Annotated in this window: 25 protein-coding genes and 1 tRNA gene; 12 read left to right on the top strand and 14 right to left on the bottom strand. The window is 59.1% G+C overall.

Going from position 1 to position 24,690, the window contains the following annotated elements:
• Nucleotides 1–131: 131 nt before the first annotated feature.
• Nucleotides 132–1,286 carry an N-acetylmuramoyl-L-alanine amidase gene (locus C934_RS0127955; protein WP_245268031.1) on the bottom strand — a complete coding sequence of 385 codons (1,155 nt, stop codon included), beginning with the start codon at nt 1,284–1,286 and terminating at the stop codon, nt 132–134.
• A 746-nt stretch (nt 1,287–2,032) separates the two neighbouring features.
• On the opposite strand from C934_RS0127955, the gene C934_RS0127950 reads away from it, so the two are divergent.
• Complete coding sequence (locus tag C934_RS0127950; protein WP_018859834.1) at nt 2,033–4,873, top strand: Rne/Rng family ribonuclease; 2,841 nt, start codon at nt 2,033–2,035, stop codon at nt 4,871–4,873.
• 57 nt (nt 4,874–4,930) lie between these two features.
• Here the strand turns inward: C934_RS0127950 and C934_RS0127945 are convergent, their stop codons facing one another.
• Nucleotides 4,931–5,662 (bottom strand): NYN domain-containing protein, encoded by a 732-nt coding sequence (locus C934_RS0127945; RefSeq protein WP_018859833.1) that lies wholly within the window; start codon nt 5,660–5,662, stop codon nt 4,931–4,933.
• Between the two features lie 181 nt (nt 5,663–5,843).
• On the bottom strand, nt 5,844–6,947 hold the full coding sequence (locus tag C934_RS0127940) for a COX15/CtaA family protein (protein WP_018859832.1): 1,104 nt from the start codon (nt 6,945–6,947) through the stop codon (nt 5,844–5,846).
• 113 nt (nt 6,948–7,060) lie between these two features.
• Between C934_RS0127940 and C934_RS0127935 the strand changes: the two genes are divergently transcribed.
• Nucleotides 7,061–7,270 (top strand): DUF2842 domain-containing protein, encoded by a 210-nt coding sequence (locus tag C934_RS0127935; protein WP_018859831.1) that lies wholly within the window; start codon nt 7,061–7,063, stop codon nt 7,268–7,270.
• 118 nt (nt 7,271–7,388) lie between these two features.
• The gene (locus C934_RS0127930; RefSeq protein ID WP_018859830.1) at nt 7,389–8,630 is read left to right on the top strand and encodes a GNAT family N-acetyltransferase; all 1,242 of its coding nucleotides are present in this window, start codon (nt 7,389–7,391) and stop codon (nt 8,628–8,630) included.
• On the opposite strand, the gene C934_RS0127925 is transcribed toward C934_RS0127930, so the two are convergent.
• Nucleotides 8,631–10,775, bottom strand: coding sequence for a GumC family protein (locus tag C934_RS0127925; protein WP_018859829.1), 2,145 nt, complete (start codon nt 10,773–10,775; stop codon nt 8,631–8,633). It abuts the gene before it with no gap.
• Nucleotides 10,776–10,966: 191 nt separating this feature from the next.
• Here C934_RS0127925 and C934_RS0127920 point away from each other — a divergent pair, with 191 nt between their 5' ends.
• The 5 genes from C934_RS0127920 to C934_RS0127900 are packed head-to-tail and all read left to right on the top strand — an operon-like array spanning nt 10,967 to nt 15,898.
• A complete protein-coding gene (locus C934_RS0127920) occupies nt 10,967–11,542 on the top strand; it encodes a polysaccharide biosynthesis/export family protein (RefSeq protein ID WP_018859828.1) in 576 nt (191 codons plus the stop codon).
• A gap of 6 nt (nt 11,543–11,548) precedes the next feature.
• Complete coding sequence (locus C934_RS0127915; protein ID WP_018859827.1) at nt 11,549–12,718, top strand: glycosyltransferase family 4 protein; 1,170 nt, start codon at nt 11,549–11,551, stop codon at nt 12,716–12,718.
• Nucleotides 12,719–12,775: 57 nt separating this feature from the next.
• Entirely contained in the window at nt 12,776–14,335 is a 1,560-nt protein-coding gene (locus tag C934_RS0127910; protein WP_018859826.1) for an undecaprenyl-phosphate glucose phosphotransferase, read from the top strand.
• The gene (locus C934_RS0127905) at nt 14,332–15,594 is read left to right on the top strand and encodes an O-antigen ligase family protein (RefSeq protein ID WP_018859825.1); all 1,263 of its coding nucleotides are present in this window, start codon (nt 14,332–14,334) and stop codon (nt 15,592–15,594) included. The genes C934_RS0127910 and C934_RS0127905 overlap by 4 nt, the downstream gene beginning before the upstream one ends.
• A gap of 10 nt (nt 15,595–15,604) precedes the next feature.
• Nucleotides 15,605–15,898: a DNA-binding protein gene (locus tag C934_RS0127900; RefSeq protein WP_018116340.1), complete on the top strand. Its 294-nt coding sequence runs from the start codon at nt 15,605–15,607 to the stop codon at nt 15,896–15,898.
• A 24-nt stretch (nt 15,899–15,922) separates the two neighbouring features.
• Here C934_RS0127900 and C934_RS0127895 read toward each other — a convergent pair whose 3' ends face one another.
• The 3 genes from C934_RS0127895 to C934_RS0127885 form a co-directional block, all read right to left on the bottom strand.
• Nucleotides 15,923–16,135, bottom strand: a complete 213-nt coding sequence (locus C934_RS0127895) for a hypothetical protein (RefSeq protein WP_018859824.1) — start codon at nt 16,133–16,135, stop codon at nt 15,923–15,925.
• 177 nt (nt 16,136–16,312) lie between these two features.
• The gene (locus tag C934_RS0127890) at nt 16,313–16,528 is read right to left on the bottom strand and encodes a hypothetical protein (protein ID WP_018859823.1); all 216 of its coding nucleotides are present in this window, start codon (nt 16,526–16,528) and stop codon (nt 16,313–16,315) included.
• A 213-nt stretch (nt 16,529–16,741) separates the two neighbouring features.
• Nucleotides 16,742–16,818: transfer RNA gene (locus C934_RS0127885), tRNA-Pro, on the bottom strand.
• 469 nt (nt 16,819–17,287) lie between these two features.
• Here C934_RS0127885 and C934_RS0127880 point away from each other — a divergent pair.
• The 3 genes from C934_RS0127880 (at nt 17,288) to C934_RS35345 (ending at nt 18,597) form a co-directional block, all read left to right on the top strand.
• A complete protein-coding gene (locus C934_RS0127880) occupies nt 17,288–17,665 on the top strand; it encodes a hypothetical protein (RefSeq protein WP_037090569.1) in 378 nt (125 codons plus the stop codon).
• A 99-nt stretch (nt 17,666–17,764) separates the two neighbouring features.
• A complete protein-coding gene (locus tag C934_RS34235; RefSeq protein WP_335328422.1) occupies nt 17,765–18,448 on the top strand; it encodes a CAP domain-containing protein in 684 nt (227 codons plus the stop codon).
• Nucleotides 18,445–18,597 carry a hypothetical protein gene (locus C934_RS35345; protein WP_018116344.1) on the top strand — a complete coding sequence of 51 codons (153 nt, stop codon included), beginning with the start codon at nt 18,445–18,447 and terminating at the stop codon, nt 18,595–18,597. The genes C934_RS34235 and C934_RS35345 overlap by 4 nt, the downstream gene beginning before the upstream one ends.
• A 4-nt stretch (nt 18,598–18,601) precedes the next feature.
• Here C934_RS35345 and C934_RS0127870 read toward each other — a convergent pair whose 3' ends face one another.
• The 7 genes from C934_RS0127870 to C934_RS0127840 form a co-directional block, all read right to left on the bottom strand.
• The gene (locus C934_RS0127870) at nt 18,602–19,267 is read right to left on the bottom strand and encodes an HAD family hydrolase (RefSeq protein WP_018859821.1); all 666 of its coding nucleotides are present in this window, start codon (nt 19,265–19,267) and stop codon (nt 18,602–18,604) included.
• Between the two features lie 125 nt (nt 19,268–19,392).
• Nucleotides 19,393–19,935 (bottom strand): MerR family transcriptional regulator, encoded by a 543-nt coding sequence (locus C934_RS0127865; protein WP_018859820.1) that lies wholly within the window; start codon nt 19,933–19,935, stop codon nt 19,393–19,395.
• 217 nt (nt 19,936–20,152) lie between these two features.
• Complete coding sequence (locus tag C934_RS0127860; protein ID WP_007531489.1) at nt 20,153–20,491, bottom strand: integration host factor subunit alpha; 339 nt, start codon at nt 20,489–20,491, stop codon at nt 20,153–20,155.
• Between the two features lie 107 nt (nt 20,492–20,598).
• Nucleotides 20,599–21,570, bottom strand: a complete 972-nt coding sequence (locus C934_RS0127855; protein ID WP_026372141.1) for a beta-ketoacyl-ACP synthase III — start codon at nt 21,568–21,570, stop codon at nt 20,599–20,601.
• A gap of 19 nt (nt 21,571–21,589) precedes the next feature.
• Nucleotides 21,590–22,636, bottom strand: coding sequence for a phosphate acyltransferase PlsX (gene plsX / locus C934_RS0127850; RefSeq protein ID WP_026372140.1), 1,047 nt, complete (start codon nt 22,634–22,636; stop codon nt 21,590–21,592).
• 103 nt (nt 22,637–22,739) lie between these two features.
• Nucleotides 22,740–23,294, bottom strand: a complete 555-nt coding sequence (locus C934_RS0127845) for a YceD family protein (RefSeq protein ID WP_018116898.1) — start codon at nt 23,292–23,294, stop codon at nt 22,740–22,742.
• 10 nt (nt 23,295–23,304) lie between these two features.
• Nucleotides 23,305–23,895: a ubiquinol-cytochrome C chaperone family protein gene (locus tag C934_RS0127840; RefSeq protein ID WP_192304347.1), complete on the bottom strand. Its 591-nt coding sequence runs from the start codon at nt 23,893–23,895 to the stop codon at nt 23,305–23,307.
• A gap of 179 nt (nt 23,896–24,074) precedes the next feature.
• Here C934_RS0127840 and C934_RS0127835 point away from each other — a divergent pair, with 179 nt between their 5' ends.
• The gene (locus C934_RS0127835; protein WP_018116900.1) at nt 24,075–24,611 is read left to right on the top strand and encodes an outer membrane protein assembly factor BamE; all 537 of its coding nucleotides are present in this window, start codon (nt 24,075–24,077) and stop codon (nt 24,609–24,611) included.
• Nucleotides 24,612–24,690: the final 79 nt, after the last annotated feature.

Here is a 24,690-nt window from a genome sequence, read left to right as displayed (position 1 = left end):
ATTCCGTTTCATCTATGGAAACACAAGGCTGAGTAACGGCGTGAATGTGAGTAAAATAGGGCCTTGAAGCGCTATTCCCACATTGCGATCGTGTTACACCAGAAAGTGTCACATCTGCGCCACGGCTGCAATCAGCCCCCATTTGCAACCATCGCCGTGCGGTAGTGCTTGACGGCCTCCGTCAGCAGGTCGGCCATCCTTCCCCGCCATCCGTCATCAAGCAGGAGCTTTTCGTCGTCCTTGTTGGAAAGGAAGCCCAGTTCCAACAGGATAGACGGCACATCCGGTGCCTGCAGAACGCGGAAGCCCGCATGGCGGTGTGGATTGTTGATCGTCCCTACCTGATCCTTGAAGGATGTAAGCACGCTTTCAGCAAGCGAAATAGAAAAAGCCTGCGTTTCGCGGCGCGTCAGGTCGAGCAGAATATCGGCGACTTCGGGAGGCTCAGCCACGGTCTCCTTGCCGGCAATCTGGTCGGAGAGGTTTTCGCGGTCGGCGAGATCGGCGGCGAGCTTGTCGGAGGCCCTGTCGGAGATCGTGTAGACTGTCGCGCCGCGAATATCCTTTTGCTTCAGGGTGTCCGCATGCATCGAAATGAAGAGGCCCGCATGGTTCTGGCGGGCAATCTCCACACGCTCGGAGAGCGACAGGAACGAGTCATCCTTTCGCGTCAGGAACGCCTTGATGCCGGACTCGCGGTTGAGGCGATCGGCGAGCGCCTTGGCGAAGGCGAGCGTTACGTCCTTCTCCTGCGTCTTGGTATCGACGCCGATCGCACCCGTGTCGATCCCGCCGTGACCAGCATCGACAGCGATGATGAAATCTCCATCAGCCGGTTTCTCCGGCGCAGGAATGGCGCTCGTCGTCTGTTGGGACGAAGGATCGCTCCAGGACTGGGCCTTGACCAGTTCGGCAAACTTCTCGTTGTCCGTCATTGCCGCATCCAGGACGAGACGGTGCCCCTTGCCGTCCTCATCTTCCTGGACCTTGGCGACTTCCATCTTCACCGGCTTCTTGGCGGTCAGCACGATACGGGCGCTGTCCTCGTCCATCTTGCCGTAGCGTATGTCCTTGAAGAGACCCCTCGCCGCGAGATCCGCAGCTGGGAAGCCGAAGGCTGTCGCAGGCAGGTCGACGACGATGCGTTCGGGATTGGCGATATAGTGGACGGAAAAATCGGGAGCCCGATCGAAGTCGATGACAATGCGCGTACGTGCATCGTCGCCGATGATTCGGGCGCCATAGGCGAGCAAGGGGTCGGCCTTCGCTGCTTCGTCTGCTCGCACCTCAGGAAGAAATGCAAAAGTCGTCGCGGCCGCGGCAACGGCCACCACGCCGGTAAACCTTATTTTCCGCCATCCGGATATTACCGTCGCGGGTCGTACCCTCTTAACCAATCGACCGCCACACCTTAAATATCATTCCGATCAACTTCTCCCGGCAAACGCGAGATCGCCGGTATCAGCGACGTTCGCGGCCACGGAGCCGAATCGGCGCCCTTAATCCCCGATTTTGTATGCCTTCCAAAATCCATCAATATTATGGCACATTTGGCTTTTCCCTTGCTATTGTGACAGAGAAAACATACAAGGATTTTTAGGGTAGAAGTGCTGACGGGATAGAGTCGCCTGCACGGCAGCCAAACCGCAAGGGAACTGGCGCCACAACCGGCAATCGTCCGCCGTCTTATGTGTTTCCACTCGAAATTGGATCCTGAATTTTCCGGCGTATGCGGGAACTTCATCGGTGGATAGCCACCAACCGCTCTTTACAGAGAGAGCAAACTCATCGGACCTGAACAAGGTCTTAGTTTTGTCGATCTCGCTTGGTCTTTGATGGTGTCGCAGCAGGTTTTATCTGAAGTCTACAGGCCCCGGGAGAACATCTCCCCCGCTGCCGTCTGGCTGCTGCCTTCCACACCGCACCAATCGCGACTTTCATTATCCGGCGCTGCAACGACGAGCCGCCTCTCCTCTGTCTCTTCGACACAAGGGGATGCCGACGTTCGGCCGCGCCGAGGAGCACAGCTTACATGGCAGACAAGATGCTTATCGACGCGTCTCACGAGGAAGAGACGCGCGTTGTTGTCGTTCGCGGAAACCGCATAGAAGAATTTGACTTCGAGTCACAGCACAAGAAGCAGATCCGCGGCAACATCTACCTCGCAAAGGTAACGAGGGTTGAACCCTCGCTGCAGGCCGCGTTCGTTGATTACGGCGGCAACCGGCACGGCTTTTTGGCCTTTGCCGAAATTCACCCCGACTACTACCAGATCCCGCTTGCCGATCGTCAGGCCCTGCTTCGCGCCGAAGCTGAAGAGCATCGCCGCGACGACGACGTCGAACACGTCGAGACGGCGCCGGTCGATCTCTCCACCCAGGAACAGCCCGAGGTTGGCGTAGCCGCATCTGCCGAAGCGCCGGCAGCGGAAGCCGCTCCCGAAGAAGACGGTGCCGTAGCAACCGAAACGGTCGAGGCCGTTGCGGAAGTCGCCGAGGAAGCACCCGTCAAGAAGGCAAAGCCCCGCCGCAGCCGCAAGAAGGTGACGCCGGCTGCTGAAGCGCCTGCCAGCGACGAGGCTGCCAGCGAAGCCACCGCCGACAACGACGATGAAGGCTCGTCGGGCAACGAGATGGCCGCAATGGTCGAGACCGACTCGATCTCCGAAGAGGTCGACGCCCGCCGCCGCAGCGATGACGACGATGACGACGATCACGACCACGAAGAGGAAGTGATCGAATCCGTCGGCGCCGAAGACGCCATGGAGGAGGTTCCCGATCGCGTCCAGCGCAAGCCGCGCAAGCAATATCGTATCCAGGAAGTCATCAAGCGCCGCCAGATCCTGCTGGTGCAGGTGGCAAAGGAAGAGCGTGGCAACAAGGGCGCTGCCCTGACGACCTATCTTTCGCTGGCCGGTCGCTACTCCGTCCTCATGCCGAACACGGCGCGTGGCGGCGGCATCTCCCGCAAGATCACCAATCCGCAGGACCGCAAGCGCCTGAAGGAAATCGCGCGTATGCTCGAAGTCCCGCAGGGCATGGGCGTCATCCTGCGCACCGCCGGCGCGAATCGAACCAAGGTCGAGGTCAAGCGCGACTTCGAATATCTGATGCGCCTGTGGGAGAACGTCCGCACGCTGACGCTGCAGTCGACCGCTCCCTGCCTCGTGTATGAGGAAGGCTCGCTCATCAAGCGCTCGATCCGTGACCTCTACAACAAGGATATCGGCGAGATCATCGTTGCCGGCGAGGAAGGCTATCGTGAAGCGAAAGACTTCATGAAGATGTTGATGCCGAGCCACGCCAAGGTGGTTCAGCCCTATCGCGACATCCACCCGATCTTCTCGCGCTCCGGCATTGAGGCTCAGCTCGACCGCATGCTGCAGCCGCAGGTAACGCTGAAGTCGGGCGGCTACCTGATCATGAACCAGACCGAAGCGCTGGTTTCGATTGACGTCAACTCCGGCCGCTCGACGCGCGAGCACTCGATCGAGGACACTGCTCTGCAGACCAACCTCGAAGCGGCGGAAGAAATCGCTCGCCAGCTTCGTCTGCGCGACCTTGCCGGCCTGATCGTCATCGACTTCATCGACATGGAAGAAAAGCGCAACAACCGCGCTGTCGAGAAGAAGCTGAAGGAATGCCTGAAGAACGATCGCGCGCGCATTCAGGTCGGCCGTATCTCGCATTTCGGTCTTCTGGAAATGTCGCGCCAGCGCATCCGCGCATCCGTTCTTGAATCGACGACGCAGGTCTGCTCGCATTGCGGCGGTACCGGCCACGTCCGTTCGCAGTCCTCCGTTGCTCTGCATGTCCTGCGCGGCATCGAGGAGTACCTGCTCAAGAACACCACGCACAACATCACGGTTCGCACGACGCCTGATATTGCGCTGTACCTGCTCAACCACAAGCGGCAGACGATCGTCGACTACGAAGCCCGCTTCGGTGTGTCGATCATTATCGACGCGGATGGCTCGGTCGGCTCGCAGCACTTTGCGATCGACCGCGGCGAGCCGGTCGAGAACCCGGTCAAGATCGAGACCCTGTTCAACTTTGCTGCCATCCCCGATGACGAAGACGACGATATCGTGGTCGAAGTCGACGAGGAGGAAGAAGAGGAATTGGGGGCCAAGCCGGCCGCAGCCGAACGTCCGGCTCAGCGCGCCGAAGGCGATGGCGAGGGCCGCAAGCGCAAGCGTCGCCGTCGTCGTCGCGGCCGCAACGGCAATGGCGAGGCGGTTGCTCCCGACAGCGTTTCGGCTGATGCGGTGGAAGGCGACCAGATCGACAGCGATGACGAGGAAGAAGGTGACGAAGGCGTTGCCGCCACCTCGGAAACGCGTGACGAAAGTGATGAGAGCCAGCGCCGCAAGCGCCGCCGTCGCGGCAAGCGCGGCGGCCGCCGCAACCGCGAGGAAGGCGGCGAGCAGGAGGCTTCTGCAGCGGAAGCGGCAGATGACGATGCCGAAGATGGTGAGACGGAAGTGACCACCGTCGAGGTGATCGAAGCCGCCGCCGAGGAAGCAGTCGAAGCTCAGCCGGCGATGGCCGCTGTTGAAACGGGCGCCTCGGTTACGGAAGACGTAAAGCCGAAGCGTGCACGTCGCAGCCGCAAGGCATCGCCGGTCGAAGAGCCTGTCGTCGAAGAAGCATCGACGGAGGCAGCACCGGCCGCGGAAGCCGAAGTCGAGGCTGTATCCGCAGATCTGGCTACGCCCGCAGTCGAAGAATCGAAGCCTGTGCGCGCCAACAGGGAGTCGAACATCTCCTCGTCTGAACCAACGGTTAAATCGACGCGCAGCGATGCTGCCGAGACCGAAGGTGACGGCAAGCCGAAAAAAGCTGGCTGGTGGCAGCGCCGCGGTTTTTTCTAAGACTGATTTTCGGCGATAAGTAACAGGATCCGACTGCGGTGACGCAGCCGGATTTTTTTATACTTTTGGCGATGGCTGTTTCACCCGGATACGGAGCGGCTTGCCTTCGACAGTGTTCATGTCGAACCCGTTCGTCTTCTTGACGAGGTCGCTTAGCTTCCGGAAGCCATATGTCCGAGGATCGAAGTCCGACGCCAGATTTGCGAGCTGCGCTCCAACCGCACCGAGCGATACCCATCCATCTTCACTCTCCATCTGAGCGATGACCTTCTTGATGACGGGCGTCGCTGCGCTCGGCTGGCGTAGGGAGGGCGCTTGCGTAACCTCGCTGCCGTTTGATGTGACCGTGGGCACCAGGTTTTCGGTATAGATGAATCGACGGCATGCCTGCCGGAAACTCTCCGGTGTCTTCTGCTCGCCAAATCCGAAAACATCGATGCCCTGCTCACGGATTCGCGAGGCAAGTCGCGTAAAATCGCTGTCCGAGGATACAAGACAAAAGCCGTCGAAACGGCCACTGTGCAGCAGGTCCATGGCATCAATGACAAGAGTGATGTCGGAAGCATTCTTGCCGGTCGTGTACGCGAATTGCTGCTGAGGGACTATCGCGTGTCGCGCCAGCACGTCGTTCCATGCTTTTGAACAGGAACTGGTGAAGTCGCCATAAATGCGCCGAACGCTTGCCTCGCCGATCTTGGCTATCTCCTCGAATAAGCCAGCAGCGATTCTTGCGGAAGTGTTGTCAGCATCGATAAGTACGGCCAGTCGTGGCGAGCGGGGTTCGGGCATTCAACGGCTCCAGTCCCTCTTGATAGACCCAACGTCCACCATCAACGAACCGACCATTTCTTGCAACCAGTAGTAATAAAACCGGTAAACAACACGTCGACGGCCTCAAATGAGGCTGGCGGCATTTGCCATCTGATGCTTGACGTTCGAACGGGACTTTCGCTGATCCCAGCGACGCGCCTTAGTCCCGCTCGGCAATCATGGTCTCGCGCGGATACTCTCCATAGAACCCCCGCCAATTGGCGATGGCGAAGCCAAAGACCACCAGCGCTCCCGCCTGATGCAGCAGCCCCCAATGAAGAGGGACCTGCAGCAGCAAGGTCGCGATACCAATCGCCGCCTGTATTGTCACCAGAACAAACAGGACGACGGCGCGCCGGGCATGCGTCGTGGAGGGCGCTGCGGTCAGAGCTATGATCATGTTGATCAGCGTCAGCGCAAAAAGGGTGTAGGCGCCCAGCCGATGAACGAACTGCACGGTCTTGGGGTTCTCGAAGAAATTGATCCAGGCCGGTTGCTGGATCAGCAGATCCGAGGGCACGACGGCGCCATCCATCAATGGCCAGGTATTATAGGTGAAGCCGGCGTCGAGGCCTGCGACGAGCGCTCCGAGGTAGATCTGGAAAAGCGCAAACGCCGCGATTGCGCCCGCCCAGACATGCGAGCCTTGTGTGGGCGCCTTGTCATCGGAGTGAGGGGAAAGCCCTCGCATGATCCACATGCAGGACGCGAAGATAAGACAGGCCAGGATCAGGTGCGTTGCCAACCTGTATTGGCTGACGTCGGTTCGGACGGAGAGTCCTGACGACACCATCCACCAGCCGATCGCACCCTGCAGTCCACCCAGCATGAGAATTCCGAAGAGCGGCCAACGCAACCGTCTCTCCACCTTTCCCGCCAACCAGAAATAGAGCAGCGGCAGCGCGAAGATGACACCAATGCCACGTGCGATCAGGCGATGGGCCCATTCCCACCAAAAGATGCCCTTGAACTCGTCGACCGTCATTCCGCTGTTCATCTGCTGATATTCGGGAATGCGCTGATAGAGCCTGAACTCCTCGTCCCACTGCGCGGCGCTGAGAGGCGGAATGACACCATGGATCGGCTTCCATTCGGTGATCGAAAGCCCCGAATTCGTGAGCCGGGTGGCTCCGCCGATGATCACAAGACAGAACAGCGCCAGGAGCACAAAGCCCAGCCAGATGCGAACGGCCCGGCGATTGCCATCCTCCCGGCGTATCTCACGCAGTATTTGCTGTTCGGTGGTCAAGTTCGCGATCGCCATGGCTGCTCCTTACGTCCGGTAGTTGATTTGCCTGAGCGGCTCATGCAAAACAAGCCCCGAACCTTTGCGGCATGCCGTCGCGGCAATTGGAACACCAGTTTGAAAGATATTTGATGCCTGTCCGCCTCCGCAAATTCATCGGTACGATCCTGATCGTCGTGCTCGTGCTCGCCTATGCGCTGCTCGCAAACACGATTGCGGTCGCCACGCTCGGTGACGCGCCATGGTGGGGCCAGCTCCTGTACTTTTTATTGACCGGCCTGCTGTGGGTGCTGCCCGCGATGGTCATCATCAAATGGATGGCCGGGCCGAAGCAGCAGTGATCCGTTAACGACGGGATAACCGTGATCGATGGAAAGCAAGGTTTAGCGCCGCTCATAAACCAAATGGACGTTCCGTTGGACTATTCTTCGCGCCTGCAAGTCAGTCCGGAGAAAATCAGTGCAGGCGCAGAAGCTTCCTGTTTCAGATAGGGCACACCATTCAACGGAACCCGACGCCGGTATTTCCGAATGGCTGGCGCCGGATGCGCAGCTTGGGGCGGCAGAACTCGACATCGCCGTCCTGGATAGCTTGGCGCCGCTGGAGACCGTTTGGCGCGCGCTCGATTGCGACAACCTGAATTCTCTTCACCAAGGCTATGACTGGTGCATGGCGTGGACCAAGGCCTTCGGACACCAACTGTCGATCGTCTGGGGCAGGATTGGCGGAGAGACTGCATTCATTCTACCGCTAGAGATAACCAGCTTTCATGGCTTCCGGACCGCCAGATTTATCGGCGCCGATCACAGCAACATCAACACCGGCCTCCTCTCAACGCGCTTCATTGAACTTGCCGACAATCTGGAGCCTCAAAAGCTTGCGATGTCTCTGCGCCGTGCTCTGGCCGGACGCGCCGATCTTCTGCTGCTGCAGAATGTTCCGTTGGAATGGCGCGGCCGACGCAATCCCCTGGCATTATTGCCGATGGTCCAGAACCAGAATCACGCCTACCAGCTTCCACTTCTCGACAAGATGGAGTCGACGCTTCAACAGGTGAATGCCAAGGGCCGACGCAAGAGGTTCCGGGCGCAGCTGCGGCGTTTTGAGGCGCTCGGTGGCTTCGACTACATCTCCAGCGGCACCCCGGATGAACAACACCAGTTGCTCGATCGCTTCTTCGAACAGAAACGTGAGCGTCTCAAGGCGCTCGGGTCGCCTGACGTATTTGCAGACCCGGAGACCAAAGCGTTCCTGCACGGCGCCATCGACATCCGCGACCGCGACCGCGGGATGGTGGGACTGGAAATGCACGCAATCCGCCTGAAGGGCGAACATGACGGCCGCATCGCCGCGCTCGCCGGTCTTTCTCGCAAAGGCGACCACATCATCTGCCAGTTCACCGCCTTCGATGAAAGCGCGGCGCCGGAGACGAGCCCTGGCGAATTTCTGTTTTGGCAGATGGTAGCCGGCCAGCACGGCAAGGGCGTAAGACTGTTCGATTTCGGCCTTGGCGACCAGCGATACAAACGCTCATGGGCGCCTGTAGAGACTGAGCATCATGACGTCGTTCTGCCGCTTTCGCTCCGCGGCACCGTGGGTGCCGCAATGCACCGGGCCATCACGCGCGGCAAAGGCTTCATCAAGTCTCAACAGAGGCTCTACGCCGTGGCCCAGCGCCTGCGCCGCGTTATCGGCGTTTGATTACGCGGCACGCCGCGAGATTGGGTTCTCGATGGACTCGTTGCTATCGGACATCAGAACGACGCGTTCATAACCGGCGGCTTCGAACTCGGTCATGACAGTCACGAACTCCTGCTCGACGATCTCAGGCATCGAGAGAATGATCTCGACATCCTTGCTTTGGGTCAGCCTGGAAACGCCGGCCACGTCGGCGGCGCCGCATTCCACCATCACCAAATCATAGGCCGAGATCAAAGCGTCCAGCAGCAGAGACAAGCGATCGGCACCGCGCATTGCCCGGCGCGGATCGCTGATGCCCTGCGGAATGAAATGCGCGTCTGAGCGGCTGTCGCCGTGGATCGTATCGCCAAAGGCTGCATCGCCGCAGAGCAGATCGGTTATGCCGAGCATCTTGCGGTCCTCAGCCATGAGGTTTGTCGGCAGACCGGAACCAGTCATGTCGACCAGAATGACCCGCGAGCCGTCCTCAGCCAACTTGCGCACAAGGGACACGGTCGCCGCCGAGCCGCCGTCGCCGGTTGGAGAAATGGCGATAGCCAGAGGCGCCCTGCTACCTCGAAGGTAGTCCGAGACGGATGCAATCGAGAATTCGTTTGTTTCAACGATTTTCTCGTCCTCAGCCTGTTCGGCCACCGGCTCGTCGTCTGCGGGCGTGGCCAACAGGCTCGGTGTGCCCACGCGATTGACGGAGCCGGTGGTCGCTGATTGAGGTTCCCCGTCCTCGCGCTCTTCCTCTTCGCTTATCCCAACCGGGCGGAGCGCCCGGCCGCTGAAGAGTTCGGCGAGCATGATCACAATGGACGTCATGATGAAAGTTGCGAAGGCCGCAACGATGACGATCGGCAGAACCTTCGGGAAATAGGGATCGACGGGCTGTATGGCCTTCGACACGATGCGGGCGTCGGCCGGGCTTGAGTTCTTGTCGGCGCGCGAGGCGGCCTCCCGGTAGCGAGAGAGATAGGTCTCCAGGAGCTGGCGCTGCGCGGTCGCTTCACGCGTCAAGGCGTTGAGGCCAACCTCGTCCTCGCCGGCTTGGGCGCTGTTCGCCTTCAGACTGTCGACCTGCTGCTCCAGTTCCTTTTGGCGAACAGCAGCGACCTTCGCTTCGTTTTCGATGCTTGCAAGGATCTTCTGCGTCTCCTGGCGAATCTGGACCTTGATATCCGAAAGCTGCGCGCGGAGGCTTTTGAGGCGGGGATGGTTGTTGAGCAACGACGTCTGCAGGTCGGATATCTGCGACTGCAGCCCCGACTCCGTGCTCTTCAGTCGCTGGATCGACTGAGACGACATGATGTCCTGCAGCGTGTCGGACGGCTCACCTGACGAGAGAGCATTGCGGACGGACTGGGCACGCGCCGCGGCGTTTGCGCGATCTCCCCGGACCCGGGTGAGCTCAGCCGAAATGTCGTTCAATTGCTGTGTCGCGAAATTCGAGCCGCCGTTGGTCGGAAGCAGTCCGTGCTCAGCACGGTATTCCGCCACCTTCTGCTCGGCGTCATTGACCTTCTGGCGGAGGTTTTCGATCTCGGGCTCCAGCCAGCGCGTTGCCTCGGAATTCGAGTCCAGCTTGGCGCCGCTCTGCGTGGCGAGATAGACCGCCGCCATCGCGTTCGGGATTGTCGCCGCGAGCTTGGGATCCTTCGATGTAAAGGTAATGCCGATCACCCGCGATCCCGGCACCTGATAGACTTGCAGCCGCTCGGTGAAAGCGTCGATCACGCGCTCTTCGGGGGGATTTTCATATGGATTCTTCTTGAGGTGAAGGGCTACCAGGATGTCGGTGAGCGCCGAGCCATTCGCGGCAGCGTCGAATTCCGGCAAATCGTAGAGCTTCTGGCCGTTGATGACCTGCTTGATGAGATCCGCGGACTGCAGCAGCTGCACCTGGCTTGCAATGTTGAGCTCGTCCAGCAACGGACCAGCATTGGTGTCGTTCACCTGCGCATTGGCGAAAGCAGGAGCACGCGGCTCGATCAGGATGCGCGTTTCGCTTCGGTATTTGGGGGAGATCATCTTGGCGCCCGTGAAGGCGACCCCTACCCCCAACGCAATAATCGCCAAAGCCTTTAGCCGGCGTGCCCAGACGGCGCGGACCAATTGTCCGAGATCGATGTCCACATCCTGATTACCCGATACGCCGGACATGCTGGTACTCCGAGAACAAACGTGGCCGCGAGGGTAAATGACTATAGTAACCCAACGGTTAATGCTTGCTCGGGCAATCCCGGCGACACGTCGACTGGCCGAAGCCAAAAAATCGGCGCTTTTTACCGACCATTAACCCTAACGGATTGATAACGGCTGAGACCTATTTCGTTTTCCGATGAGCAGACGCGATGCCTTTCGCACAGCCCAAGTTCTTGATGGCTCTGAGCCTCGCCGCCATGACTGCGGTCGTGAGCGGCTGCAATAGCTACAAGCCTGCCCCCCAGGCTTTCAATCAGGCGACGATCCAGCCCTATTCGCTTGATAGCGGCGACCGGCTGCGCATTACCGTGTTCGACCAGCCAAGCATGACCAACACTTATACGATCGACCAGGCCGGCTATATCGCCTTCCCGCTCATCGGGCAGGTGCCGGCTCGTGGACGGACGCTGCAGCAGTTGTCGGGCCAGATCGCGCAGAAGCTGAGACAGGGCTACCTGCGGGACCCTGATGTCACGATCGATGTCGACCGCTATCGCTCGATCTTCGTGATGGGCGAAGTCGGTCAATCCGGCCAATACGCCTACGTTCCGGGAATGACGGTGCAGAATGCCGTTGCCATTGCCGGCGGCTTTACGTCGCGCGCCAACCAGGGCGCTGTCGACGTAACCCGGAAGGTCAATGGGCAAGTGATCACAGGTCGCGTCAACATCTCTTCGGCGATCGTCGCCGGCGACACGGTCTACGTTCGCGAACGACTGTTCTGATCCTCGATGACCGAACAGCCCCCCCTCCGCATCCTCCATTGCTTCAGATCACCGGTCGGCGGAATTTTCCGCCATGTCCGCGATCTGGTGTTGGAGCACAGCAAGGCGGGGCACGAAGTCGGCATTCTTTGCGACAGCTCAACGGGCGGCGAGCATGAAGACCGCTTGTTCGACGAGATTCGTCCCTACCTGGCGATGGGATTGACCCGCATGCCCATGCGGCGGCACGTCAGCCTCTCCGACATCGGAGTGATCTGGGATACGTACAAGAATATTAAAAGTTTGCGGCCGGATGTGCTGCACGGTCACGGCGCCAAAGGCGGTGTGCTCGCGCGGCTTGCCGGCTCGGCCTTGCGGGTAAACAGGTATCGCGTAGCCCGCCTCTATACTGCGCATGGTGGAAGCCTGCATTATTCTCCGAGGTCGCTCGTAGGGCAATTCGTGCTCCGCATGGAGCGTCTGCAGGAGTACTTCACGGACGCCCTCGTCTTCATCTGCGAGTACGAGCGCGAAGCCTATACGAGGAAGGTCGGGCGGCCGCGAACGGAAACGCGGCTGATCTACAATGGCCTTGCGGAGCGCGATTTCGAGCTCATCCCAACGCGTTCGGATGCCGTGCATTACATCTACGTCGGCATGCTGCGGGACCTAAAGGGTCCCGATCTCTTTGTGGAGGCCTTCGCGAAGGCGGAGCGAATTCTCGGACGCCCACTTTCGGCCGTGATGGTCGGCGACGGGCCCGAGCGCGACAAATACCGAGACATGATGATCGAGCGTGGTTTGGGCAAGCGCATCAGCATGCTGCCGGCGATGCGCGTTCAGCAGGCGTTCGCGATGTCACAGAACCTGGTCGTTCCGTCGCGCGCTGAAGCCATGCCCTACATCGTGCTCGAGGGTCTCGGCGCCGGGAAGACCATCATCGCAACTCGCGTCGGCGGAATTCCAGAGGCGCTGGGCAAAGACAGCCCTGCACTCGCCAACCCCGAGGATACCGACGATCTCGCACGCGCCATGGCGGACGCGATCCGCATCCCGGGCTGGCATGATGCGGCGATGCCGTCGATGGAACAGGTGAGGTCGGTCTTCTCGGCCTCGATCATGGCCAACGATGTCCTGAAATTGTACCACGACCTCCTGGATCCCCAATCGAAGCAAGCTATTGCTCTTGCTTCGTAAAAGTTTTCTTAGGGGCTTTCTGTTATTGCCGGCGTGATAACCAGCGGCGGTAGCCTCATGAACAAGGCAGAGAAAAGCGAGCAGTTTGACCTGGAAGCGCTGCGGAAGCAGGTTTCCGACATCCATCGACGCGACGAAGGCGCGGATGGAACGGTTCAACCGGAGCCGATCAACGCCTATGCCCGTCAGATCGCCGAGCAATTCAGCACCGGAAATCGCTCGCCGGCCATCATTATCGGTCAGTTCCGACTTTTTGAATTCGCCTCACAGTTTCTCGTCGGGTTGCTTGCATTCCTCTTCTGGCCCGGGAACGGGGGCGAAACCCTTGCAGGGCGGGCGATCGCTGCCACCGTTGTTGCGGCACTCCTCGTCAGTGCGCTCCAGACGGCCGACACCTACTCCATCCCAGCGCTCCGCGCCCGCATGCGCCTGCTGCCGCGAGTCCTTGCCATGTGGGCATCCGTCTTCCTGATTGTCACGGCTGCAAGCGTACTCTCCGGCAACATCGGCCGGGCACAGCCGCAAGCACATTTTGCGTGGTTCATTGCCGGCGCAATCGTCCTCCTCGCTGCTCGCTTGTTGACGGCCTACGGTATCCGCAACTGGTCACGCAATGGCATCATGGAGCGCCGCGCGGTGATCGTCGGTGGCGGGGCACCGGCCAAGGAGTTGATCCGCATTCTCGAACAGCAACCCGACAACGACATCCGGATCTGTGGCATTTTCGACGACCGCGGCGAGAAACGGTCGCCGATCATGGTCGCCGGCTATCCGAAGCTCGGAACGGTCGCCGAACTGGTCGAGTTTGTACGCATTACCCGTATCGATATGCTGATCATTTCCCTGCCGCTTAGCGCGGAGGCCCGCATCCTGCAGCTGCTGAAGAAGCTTTGGGTGCTGCCGGTCGACATTCGCCTTGCCGCGCACGCAAATCGCCTGCGCTTTCGCCCGCGTGCCTATTCGCACATCGGGTCTGTCCCGATGCTCGATATCTTCAACAAGCCGATCAGGGACTGGGACTCGGTTGCCAAGCGCTGTTTCGACATTGTCTTTACGCTGCTCGCCCTGGCGCTCCTCTGGCCGATCATGCTTGCAACGGCAATCGCCATCAAGGTCACCTCGAAGGGGCCGGTCTTCTTCATGCAGAACCGTCATGGCTTCAACAACGAGATCATCAGGATCTTCAAGTTTCGCTCAATGTATGCCGACAAGGGTGACCCCACCGGACGTGCCGCGGTCACCAAAGGCGATCCACGCGTCACACCCGTCGGACGCTTCATCCGCAAGAGTTCGATCGATGAACTGCCGCAGCTTTTCAACGTGTTGAAGGGTGACATTTCGCTGGTTGGCCCGCGCCCACATGCCATTCTGGCCCAGGCGAAGGACCGCCTCTTCGGCGACGTCGTGGAAGGCTATTTCGCGCGTCACCGCGTGAAGCCCGGGGTGACGGGTTGGGCGCAGATCAACGGCTGGCGCGGCGAGGTCGATCACGACGACAAAATCAAGTTCCGGACCGCCTACGATCTCTACTATATCGAGAACTGGTCGCTCTGGTTCGATCTGAAAATCCTATTCCTCACGCCCTTCCGGTTGTTCAATACGGAAAACGCCTATTGAACGCGGCCTCGGCGACACATCTTCGCGTTGCTCAACCACAACGAGCAACGGTGCGGCTGATCGGTTCGGCGATGGTTGCCTTTGGTGTCTTTCTCTCCGGCTTCGTTATCGATGAGCCGGCGCCCTACGAGCTGTGGATGGCCGCCCTTCTCGGCATCTGGTTCATCCTCGGTCTCAGGATTTCACGCTTCACAGCGCCGCTGCTTGCCCTGTTGCTTGCCTTCAACATCGGCGGCATGCTCTCGCTGACCCAGATGAAGGACCTCGGGACCGGGCCAATGTATGTCGCGGTCTCGACGTTCCTCGCATTGACTGCGATCTTCTATGCCGCGATCGTCGAGGACAGCCCTCGGCGCCTGCCGCTCATCTTCAATGCCTGGGCGTTCGCCGCCGTTATCACCTCCCTGCTCGGGATACTCGGCTATTTTCACGCCTTCCCCGGCGCAGAGGTCTTCACGCTCTACGATCGTGCCAAAGGCGCCTTCCAGGACCCGAACGTATTTGGCCCATTCCTGATCCCGCCATCGCTCTACCTTGTCCACGCCATTCTTGTCGGCAATCTGAGGACGTCGCCGATCAAAGCGGTAGCGCTCTTGATCCTGGCACTGGGCGTTTTCTTGTCGTTCTCGCGTGCGGCCTGGGGCCTCTTTGCCGCCGGGATTCTCCTGCTGATCTTCTGCATGCTACTCAAGGAACGCAGCGGCGCGTTTCGACTGCGCATCCTGATTCTGTCGCTTGCGGCGATCATGTTGCTGGTTGCGTCGCTGGTCGTCGCGTTGCAGTTCCCGAAGGTCAGTGCGCTCTTTTCGACGCGCGCCCAGCTCGTGCAGCAGTATGACGGTGAGCACCTCGGTCGCTTCGAGCGCCACCGCATCGGCTTCACGATGATGATGGAACGACCGCTCGGAATCGGTCCGCTGGTCTTCGGCACGATGTTTCCGGAGGATGAGCACAATGTCTGGCTGAAGTCGCTGACGAGCTACGGCTGGCTTGGCTTTGTCAGTTACGTCACCATGCTCTGCTGGACAATCTATCTCGGGTTCAGGAACCTGCTGAAGGATCGGCCTTGGCAGCCCTATCTGATGATCGCGTGGATCGGAGTGCTAGGGCATGTGGCAATCGGAAACGTCATCGACATCGATCACTGGCGACATGTCTATCTGCTTTTCGGTGTGGTCTGGGGCTGCGCCGCGCTGGAACAGCGCCATAGACGCAATGGCGCTTCACATCGGGCTTGCGAACGAGCGCCGACGCGCTAGTCTTTGATTCATGATCACAGCGACACAAATGCGCGGCGCCCGCGCGATGACCGGAATGAGCATCGAGCAACTGGCAACCGCCTCAGGTCTGCCCGCTGCCACCATCGAAATAATGGAGCGCGATGAGCGGGAAGGCGAGCCGCATGCGCTGCTCGCGGTCAAACAAGCGCTGGAGGCGGCGGGCATCATCTTCATCGCCAGCGGCAACCATGACGAAGGCGGACCGGGCGTCAGGCTGCGAGCACGTACCGGGATCGACGAAGGGATCCGCCCGGAAAATCTCAACGCGGCAAACGACGACTAGTCGGGCGCTCTTCAGGTTCCGAAATTACAAATAAGCCCTTGCGAGGGCGGCAAGCTTGCCCTTGTCCCTAACGCCCTGTCGGTAGAGCTGGATCAGGAGCGCGCCGATGACTTCGGCAGCCGGTGTATCGCGCGCAAGTCCCCTGTCCCGGCAGACATCGTCAAGTACTCCGGACAGGAGGTCTAGATCATCCGAGAAAAGTGGCAGGTCACGTGGAAGAACTGGGGATTTAAGCATCACGCCACAGGTTCCATGAGGGCTAATGACACCACTAGCATTGACGTCGACCGCCCATCCATAGCCGACGATGCGGGCACTATGCGCCCGAGCCGGTGATTTATCAACCGAACATTTCCAACGGAAACATATATGTGAACGGCGTGTTTCAGGCCGGTCTGATGGGCGACTTCCGCCTCAATTTTTCAGCCGCTCAAAGGCAAGCTGCGAATAGATTGAGTCCTCGATGATGACCGTTGCGCCGACCTTGACCAGATAGGTCTCGGCGAGGTCCGTCAGTGCCAGTGCGACTTCCTGTTCCGACCAGCCCGTCGATATGGCCTTCTCGACCAGAGCCTCGAAGGACTCCGCCAGAGCTTCCCGGCATGTTTCGCTTGCCTCGCGGTTGGCCATAGGTCGTCCACCAACAGTTGTCGAACATATATTACATGAAACTAATAATTATTCGAGTGATTAAGAAATTTTTCTATCAGCGATATGTGCTGCCCCGACATCAGAAACACTGACAGGAAAAGGGCAACTGCGTCGCAGTTGATTTTCGGCAAGGCTAGCCATGAGAGAGAGATCACCATCGGCTGCTGGGGGTGCCGAAGGTTACTATGTAAATGGTCGGGGCGACTGGACTCGAACCAGCGACCCCTTGACCCCCAGTCAAGTGCGCTACCGGGCTGCGCTACGCCCCGACCTGCCGAAACGGCCTGATCCTGTTAGTATTTTGGAATTTCCGGCGCAAGGGAAAAATCATGCAGGAGGAATAAAAAGGAACGAAAGCCGGGGATAGGTGGGCTTGCAACAGAAGTTCCACGGCAGTTCCGCTGCCGTCCGTGAGACCTGCGTCTCACAGCAAATCAGGCCAGCGAGCGTCTTTTGCATGTCGGCAATCAAATATGTGCGGTCCCTCCGATAAAAAATGCGCGCACCCAGAGTGGCGATCGCAATCGAAACGCTTGCCGGCAGTGACGAAAGGCTTTGAACGCGAGGCTTGACTAGAGGCAAAGAGAGTCACAAACTTCTGAATTGTAAGTAGCCTGTTTCGGACCCCGGCTCATAGTTCCCATCGAGATACGTCGAAATACTGGCTTGATTTAGCAACTGCTAGAAGAGATTTTCTTGGCGGGGAGCCTGTCGTTTGACGCCCTCATGGGGGAGCACATGAAGAGAATCATGATCGCCGGCCTTTTGTTGCTTAGTTCCTGCGGAAGCGTCACTCAGCAGACAATCCCGTATACCCTCTCGGAGGGCGAGGTTTCTGCCATTCAGAACACAGTTCGAAGCTACCTCAAAGACCCCTCCAGTGCGACGTTCAAGAGCATGATGGCGGCACAGAGACAGCCCGGGATCGTCTATGTTTGCGGCATAGTGGACTCCAAGAACAAGGGCGGTGCCTTTACTGGCGGAGAGCCCTTCGCCGGTGTTTTGAGAAACACAAGTGCGACGGGAAGAGCGGCCTTTTCGTTTACCCTGACGGCCCAAGGCAGCGCACAAACAAACTTCAACAATATGTGCCGGCAGAATGGGGTCGTCAGCTGACGCTTGTCCTCTGAGCGTCTCCTGACATCACCCAGCTGGCCAGCTCGTTGGAATCTACATTTCGGCTCGACATCGAAAATCGAGGCGTCATGCCCGTTTATGGTTGCCTGGATCGTTTGCTTTGTGTCTGCTCAGGCCCGCCAAAGGCGAATTCTTGCCAAGATGGAAAATCCGACAATGAAGACGCTACAGACAATAGCAATTGTGGTTCTGAGTTCGGCATGCATTAGCGCAGCGCAACCACCAACGATGACAGGCGATTTTGGCTCCCAGACGCTCGCTCTCATCAATTCGTATAGGGCGAGCCGTGGCCTGTCTCCCCTCGCCGCAAATGGCACTTTGAAAGCCCTGGCGCAGCAGCATAGCCGCTACCAGGCAGCTCGGCGAAGCATGAGCCACTATGGTTTCCGCCAGAGATCGGCTCAAGCCAGAGCCGCTGGGCTCAGTGTGGTATGTTCAGAGAATGTCGCGATGGGGTATACGACACCGCAGCAGCTTTTTGCTGGCTGGAGGCGCTCCTGGGGCCATAACACGAATCTGCTTCGGCCTAATCTGCGATACGCGGGAGTGCCACTGTCGGAGGCTACTCGACTTTCTTCGCTTGCCAGTAGCATCATCTCGATTTTGATTTTTGCCAACGCCGGGAAGTGTCAGTGCTCGGTCGTGGTCGAAAACGCTTGCTCGATCGGCCCTCCGCGAATAAGAAACCTCGGAAACGCGAGACTTTGGATAAGACCATGCAGATTGAGATCCCCTGCCCCAAATGCAGGAACACCCGAATGAAATTCGAGCGGCCCGAACCGCTCGACACCGATATCCTTACCTGCTTCACCTGCGGACATGAATTGGGAACGCTGGGTTCGGTAAAGGCAAAAATGATTGCTGCTTTCGAGCGCATGAAGAAGCAGGCGCAGCAACAGCGCAAGCACTAGCGCGCTATCTGACCAGCGCAACGCGCCCGTCTGGGCCGGTGTCGACACGCCACTCCCGATAGTCGGAGATCGAAAAGTGCGGCGTTGCGAACGGCGTCGTATGCGTCTCTGTGATGACTGTCACATCCGCGCCCGCCGCTTCGCCTGCGAGAATTCCGGCAACGGCATCTTCGAACACCAGGCATTTCGTCGGATCGACTCCGAGGCGCTTGGCCCCCAGCAGGTAGCACTCCGGGCTCGGTTTCCCGGCTACCACTTCTTCACCGCTCACCATCGCCACGGGCGTCGGAATGCCTGCGGCGGCCATGCGCCGCCGGGCGAGTTCGATCGGTGCCGAGGTTACGATCGCCCACTTTGCCGGTGGAATGCTGTTCAGGAAATCGATCGCGCCGGGGATCGAGACGATACCTCCAACGTCCTCCATCTCCTCCTTCAGTAGCTGCTTTGCCTCATACTCCGGATCGACGCCTGGCAACGCCAGCTGGCGAATGACGTCGGAGGCGCGAATGCCATGGATCGTCTTGAGGAAAACCTCTGGCTCGAGGCCATGCCGCATAGCCCATTCCGTCCAGACGCGTTCGACCACCGCGATCGAGTTCAAGAGCGTGCCATCCATATCGAACAGGAAGGCGTCATAGAATTTGCCGGGAACGGAATGAGACGCGGTCACGAAGGTTTCCTTGGTACTGACTGGAATTACGCTCGCCGCCGACTACGATGCGTTTGGCAGAGGCCGTCCGAACGCGCGGGCGATGCTTCACTAACTAAGCCATCGAGGCGCTCCGGTAAATTGGATCAGCGAACTTGATCCAACAGGCGCTTGCATTCGAGGAGATCGTAGAGTGCTTCCTGAAGCAGCGCTCGATCCTCCTTGCCGACGCTCGACTTGCCGATCGAGATTTCCGGGGATTCTTCATCGCCACCGCCGAAATTGAAGAAGCGGCGTGTGATCGGCGGCTTCGCGCGGCCAACCACCTGATCCTCCTCAGACATTCCGACCCGTGGCTCGGCCGCATCACCGCCCTCCGGCGGGCCGCCCGTCAGCGCCTGGACGCTGGCGAGATCGCCATGCCCGATGGAGATGACAAACTTGTTGCCGTTGGTCTTCAGAAGTTTCTGCACGCCCTTGATGGTGTAGCCGTGATCATAGAGCAGGTGGCGAATGCCCTTCAGAAGATCAATATCCTCGGGCCTGTAGTAGCGGCGGCCGCCGCCGCGTTTCATCGGTTTGATCTGAGGAAACCGAGTCTCCCAGAAGCGCAGGACATGCTGTGGAAGGTCTAGGTCGTCCGCCACCTCGCTGATGGTGCGGAACGCATCGGGGCTCTTATCCAACATCCTTACTCCCTACGCGGTCTCGGGGTGCGCCGCGCGTCTGTTCGGCTGACAAGGCGCAGCTGTGTCTCACGAACGTCAGAACCGAGCCGCGACTCATCATATTTCAACGGTTTGACGCCGCGAATTCAAGTCACCTCTTGAATACCGCACAGATCGTTCAGGGAAGATTGCAGGTTGTTGTCGTCGAGCGAGAGGGACCTCCCTCTCCTCAGCCCAATCAGGAAGCCGGATTTGCGGCCTTCTGCTTGGTCTTGCGCAGAGTATGCGCCTTGAGGATCCGCGTCTTCAAGACATTGGAGGCCTTGAAGGTCATGACGCGTCGGGGAGAAATCGGTACTTCCTCGCCAGTCTTCGGATTGCGGCCGATGCGCTCATTCTTGTCGCGCACCTGGAACGTCGCAAAAGACGAGAGCTTGACGGTTTCGCCGCGAACAATCGCGTTACAAATCTCGTCAATGACAGTTTCCACGAGCTCAGCAGATTCGGTTCTTGAAAGACCGACCTTACGAAAAACTGATTCCGCCAGGTCTGCTCGCGTCACTGTCTTTCCGGTCATGGTTTCCCCGCCCATTTGCCAATTATATTATGAAAGCGGACAAAGAGTATTTGTCTTGCGCCTCACGGTCAAGCTCTTGTTCGTCGGTAGTTTTTTGGATTTTCGGGTTACCAGCGCAGGAGTGCTGCGCCCCAGGTGAAGCCGCCGCCCATCGCTTCCAACATCACCAGATCGCCTTCCTTGATCCGGCCGTCGCCAGCGGCCGTGGCCAGCGCGAGCGGAATCGACGCGGCAGACGTGTTGCCGTGGAGATCAACCGTAATGACTACTTTCTCAGGTGCAATATGCAACTTCTTGGCGGAACCGTCGATGATACGGCGATTGGCCTGGTGTGGCACGAGCCAGTCGAGATCGTCGGCGGTCGTTCCCGTGGCGTCGAAGGCGGCCTGAATGACGTCAGTGATCATGCCGACTGCATATTTGAAGACTTCGCGGCCCTCCATGCGCAGCTTCCCAACCGTGCCAGTCGTCGAGGGACCGCCATCCACATAGAGCTTCTCCTTGTGGGAGCCATCGGAACGCAGGTGCGCCGTCAGCACGCCACGATCAGCGGTCGTGCCCTTGCCCTCGGCAGCCTCCAGCACGATCGCCCCGGCGCCATCGCCAAAGAGGACACAGGTCGTGCGATCGTTCCAGTCGAGAATGCGCGAGAAGGTCTCGGCGCCGATTACCAGCACGCGCCTGGCGAGACCGCCCCTGATAAAGGCGTCGGCCGTTGTCACAGCATAGACGAAGCCTGTGCAGACGGCCTGTACGTCGAACGCAAAGCCATGATGCATGCCCAGGCGGTTCTGGATATTGACGGCAGTCGCCGGGAATGTGTTGTCGGGCGTCGAGGTGGCACAGATGATAAGATCGATATCAGCTGGCGTCAGGCTTGCCTTGTCGAGCGCAGCACGCGCCGCAGCTTCGCCGAGCGACGATGTCGTCTCGCCCTCGCCCGCGATGTAGCGTTGGCGAATGCCCGTACGCTGGACAATCCATTCGTCCGATGTGTCCACGACATCTTCCATGTCGCGATTGGTCATAACGCGTTTCGGAAGTGCGGCTCCGAACCCGCGAACAACTGAACGGATCATATTGCTTAAACCCCGTCGCTCATGCGGCTTCCGGCCCGATCGGGGGCAGCCGCTTGGCATGATACTTTTGAAGATCGTTTTCTATTTTCTGATTGAGGCCATTCTTGGCCATGTCGTAGCCGACCTCGATGGCGGCAGAGATGCCTTCGGCATTGGCGCCGCCATGGCTCTTGATGACGACGCCGTTGAGGCCGAGGAAGACGCCGCCGTTCACACGGCTCGGATCCATCTTTTCGCGCAGCATGTCGAAGGCGCCCTTGGCGAAGAAGTAGCCGATCTTGGCAAGCAGCGTGCGCGACATTGCAGCGCGCAGATACTCACCGATCTGCCGCGCTGTACCTTCGGCCGCCTTCAAAGCAATATTGCCAGAGAAGCCTTCGGTCACGACGACGTCGACGGTACCCTTCCCCAGGTCGTTGCCTTCGACGAAGCCATAGTACTCGAGCGAGTCGATGTTGGCCTCACGGAGCAGGCGCCCCGCTTCCTTCACCTCTTCCTGGCCCTTGATCTCTTCGACCCCGACATTCAGCAGGCCAATCGACGGACGCTCGATCTCGAACAGCGCACGGGCCATTGCCCCGCCCATGAGCGCGAAATCCATCAACTGCTGCGAATCCGCGCCGATCGTCGCGCCCACGTCGAGAACGATGCTCTCGCCCTTCAAGGTGGGCCAGATGGCAGCGATCGCCGGCCGCTCGATATTGGCCATCGTACGCAGACAGAACTTGGCCATCGCCATGAGCGCGCCGGTATTGCCGGCCGACACCGCGACGTCGGCTTCCTTCGTCTTCACCGCTTCGATCGTCCGCCACATGGTGGAGATATAGCGACCGCGACGGAGCGCCTGGCTCGGCTTCTCGTCCATGCGGACGGCCAGCTCGCAGTCGTGGAAAACGGTCTTTTCCTTGAGCTTCGGAAACCTGTCGAGAACCGGCTCGCACTGTTCCTTCAATCCATACATCACGAAGAAAATATCGGGATGTCTTTCCAGTGCCTTGGCGGCGCCGGGGATGACAACCTGGGGACCAAAGTCGCCACCCATGAGGTCGATAGAAATTCTGATCACGCGTCCCTGATCCTTGTTTTTCGCCTCCGGCGGGCGAAATTTCGGCCAAAATACCGGTTTTCCCGTCGCTTACAACTGAATTGTGTCAAATCCCCAACGGGGTTCAGTCCTTTTTCCAATCCTTCAGCACGGCGAAGGCAGACGGCTTTTTATCGTTCTCTCCAGTGTCTTCTATGTGACCGGAGAACTCCACACCGGGCTTGCGCGGATAGGGATCGATCGCAAGAGCTGCGAATTCCGTAACCACCTCACCTGCGTCAATCGTATCGCCGGTGAAGCTTTCGGGAAGGTCCGGGCCATCGGGGTCCAGCACCATTTCGCCGGCATCATTGGCGGGCCGGCGCGCAAGCTTGGAATTCTCCGGCACGAAGATCTGCTCGAAGCTCTCGTCGATCTCCGATGGGACCGGATCGAGGGTCACGACGCAGGACTGGACGATGTTGGCACGCACCCTGCCCTTGATGCGCACACCATCCCGCTTCCACCGACCGATCTGGAGGTCAGCACCAAAGCTGTCCACCGATAGGACACTCCAACTGTCCGCAAGGGCTGCCAATTCGCGCTTGTCGGCCTCCAGATGCACCTCGACAGGATTGGCCGATATATGACCTACATTTACGAGGTAGGAGAACGGAACGTCGTCTCTTTTGTTTTTCATCGTCTCTTCCTCATGCTACCTTCGGAAGTGTCGCCGAGCCTGTCGCTATGACGTCCTCCGACTGAGACAAAAGATGGTCTTCGGCAACAAACATCCAGTCCGCGAGACCGCGCATATCCACCGGCTCATTCGCCTTCGGATGAATGTTTCGCACGAGCGCCGCAGCGAGTCCTTCGGCATCCCTGGTGTCCATCGCCTTGGCGTAGGCCTCCAGGCGGCCATAGAACATGCCGGCCAGCTTCTTCATGCGTTTGGGAACCGTGTTGTCACCGATCCCCAATTCACGGATGGAGTAGTCGATGTCCTGGAAGAAGGCGTCGACGATTTCCTGCGCGATCTCCTGGCCGCTCGTCCCGGAGGTTCGTGTGCGCCGGAAGAAGAGGATCATCACCGCCGAAAGCATCTCGAAACGCCCCATCACCGTATCCGGGACATTCAAGCGCTCATAGAATTCCGGCATCCGTGCGGCCGACGTCAGTGCCTGATATTGCCGATCTACGATTACCTGGTTGTTGTTTTTCTTGCCAAAGAGCCCGAAGATCATCGTTTTTTCCGGAAAGGCCTCATTCTGGGCGCCAAGCGGCGTCCGGCCTTGTTGCATGATTTCGAAAGCTGGTTTACCGAAGCAGGCGCGAATTGCAATGCCGAAGGTGGCCACTTTCGGGACAGCACCCCTTCTGTCCGCATGAGCCAACGGGATGTCTCTCCCCGGAATGGCCACAATGGTTTTGCATCAGCGATCTGAGGCCGGTGGCTGCCATTCATAATTTTAGGGAGTAGATGTCGTTGACGAAACGGTATTTCAAGTCTGACAAAAAATTCCTCAGCAATGCCGCTATTGCCATCATGATCGCCTCCGCCGGACTTTCAGGCTGCCAGACACAAACCGTCCTCAACGGTGGATATGTCGCCGACGAGCAGTCGCTGAATCTCGTCCCAGTAGGATCGAGCCGCGAGCAGGTTCTCCTATCCCTCGGCACCCCGTCCACGACGGCGACGTTCGATGGCGAAGTCTTCTACTACATCTCGCAGCGCCGCGAGCGCTCCATGGCCTTCCAGAAGCTGAAGGTGGTCGATCAGAGCGTGCTGGCGATCTATTTCGACAAGGACGGCATCGTTACGCGCCGTGCGAACTACACCCTCAAGGACGGCAAGATTTTCGATACGATTACCCGCGTCACCCCGACGGGCGGCAAGGACTTCACCTTCCTACAACAGCTGCTATCGGGCGGCAGCGCGGCGAACGCTGCGAAGGGCCTCTTCGGTGGCGGCACCTCGCAGCCGGCCTCGCCGCAGAACCCGGCCAGCCTCCGCTAAAGCGGGAGCGAACTCTCAAAGAAAAACCCGCCGGATCGCTCCGGCGGGTCAGATTGCTGACAAACCCCTGGCACCGTCT

Origin of the sequence: Rhizobium sp. 42MFCr.1, assembly GCF_000377185.1 — a bacterium.
GTDB classification, from domain to species: Bacteria; Pseudomonadota; Alphaproteobacteria; order Rhizobiales; family Rhizobiaceae; genus Rhizobium; species Rhizobium altiplani.
This window is presented reverse-complemented; position numbering and strand designations above follow the sequence as displayed.

What these genes read in the sequence shown, in the direction of transcription:
- C934_RS0127950 (WP_018859834.1), top strand. Translation starts at nt 2,033, where the DNA reads ATGGCAGACAAGATGCTTATCGACGCGTCTCACGAGGAAGAGACGCGC.
- C934_RS0127945 (WP_018859833.1), bottom strand. Translation starts at nt 5,662, where the DNA reads ATGCCCGAACCCCGCTCGCCACGACTGGCCGTACTTATCGATGCTGAC.
- C934_RS0127940 (WP_018859832.1), bottom strand. Translation starts at nt 6,947, where the DNA reads ATGGCGATCGCGAACTTGACCACCGAACAGCAAATACTGCGTGAGATA.
- C934_RS0127935 (WP_018859831.1), top strand. Translation starts at nt 7,061, where the DNA reads ATGCCTGTCCGCCTCCGCAAATTCATCGGTACGATCCTGATCGTCGTG.
- C934_RS0127925 (WP_018859829.1), bottom strand. Translation starts at nt 10,775, where the DNA reads ATGTCCGGCGTATCGGGTAATCAGGATGTGGACATCGATCTCGGACAA.
- C934_RS0127920 (WP_018859828.1), top strand. Translation starts at nt 10,967, where the DNA reads ATGCCTTTCGCACAGCCCAAGTTCTTGATGGCTCTGAGCCTCGCCGCC.
- C934_RS0127915 (WP_018859827.1), top strand. Translation starts at nt 11,549, where the DNA reads ATGACCGAACAGCCCCCCCTCCGCATCCTCCATTGCTTCAGATCACCG.
- C934_RS0127910 (WP_018859826.1), top strand. Translation starts at nt 12,776, where the DNA reads ATGAACAAGGCAGAGAAAAGCGAGCAGTTTGACCTGGAAGCGCTGCGG.
- C934_RS0127900 (WP_018116340.1), top strand. Translation starts at nt 15,605, where the DNA reads ATGATCACAGCGACACAAATGCGCGGCGCCCGCGCGATGACCGGAATG.
- C934_RS0127895 (WP_018859824.1), bottom strand. Translation starts at nt 16,135, where the DNA reads ATGCTTAAATCCCCAGTTCTTCCACGTGACCTGCCACTTTTCTCGGAT.
- C934_RS0127890 (WP_018859823.1), bottom strand. Translation starts at nt 16,528, where the DNA reads ATGGCCAACCGCGAGGCAAGCGAAACATGCCGGGAAGCTCTGGCGGAG.
- C934_RS0127880 (WP_037090569.1), top strand. Translation starts at nt 17,288, where the DNA reads ATGAAGAGAATCATGATCGCCGGCCTTTTGTTGCTTAGTTCCTGCGGA.
- C934_RS34235 (WP_335328422.1), top strand. Translation starts at nt 17,765, where the DNA reads ATGGTTGCCTGGATCGTTTGCTTTGTGTCTGCTCAGGCCCGCCAAAGG.
- C934_RS35345 (WP_018116344.1), top strand. Translation starts at nt 18,445, where the DNA reads ATGAAATTCGAGCGGCCCGAACCGCTCGACACCGATATCCTTACCTGC.
- C934_RS0127865 (WP_018859820.1), bottom strand. Translation starts at nt 19,935, where the DNA reads ATGTTGGATAAGAGCCCCGATGCGTTCCGCACCATCAGCGAGGTGGCG.
- C934_RS0127860 (WP_007531489.1), bottom strand. Translation starts at nt 20,491, where the DNA reads ATGACCGGAAAGACAGTGACGCGAGCAGACCTGGCGGAATCAGTTTTT.
- C934_RS0127855 (WP_026372141.1), bottom strand. Translation starts at nt 21,570, where the DNA reads ATGATCCGTTCAGTTGTTCGCGGGTTCGGAGCCGCACTTCCGAAACGC.
- C934_RS0127845 (WP_018116898.1), bottom strand. Translation starts at nt 23,294, where the DNA reads ATGAAAAACAAAAGAGACGACGTTCCGTTCTCCTACCTCGTAAATGTA.
- C934_RS0127840 (WP_192304347.1), bottom strand. Translation starts at nt 23,895, where the DNA reads ATGCAACAAGGCCGGACGCCGCTTGGCGCCCAGAATGAGGCCTTTCCG.
- C934_RS0127835 (WP_018116900.1), top strand. Translation starts at nt 24,075, where the DNA reads ATGTCGTTGACGAAACGGTATTTCAAGTCTGACAAAAAATTCCTCAGC.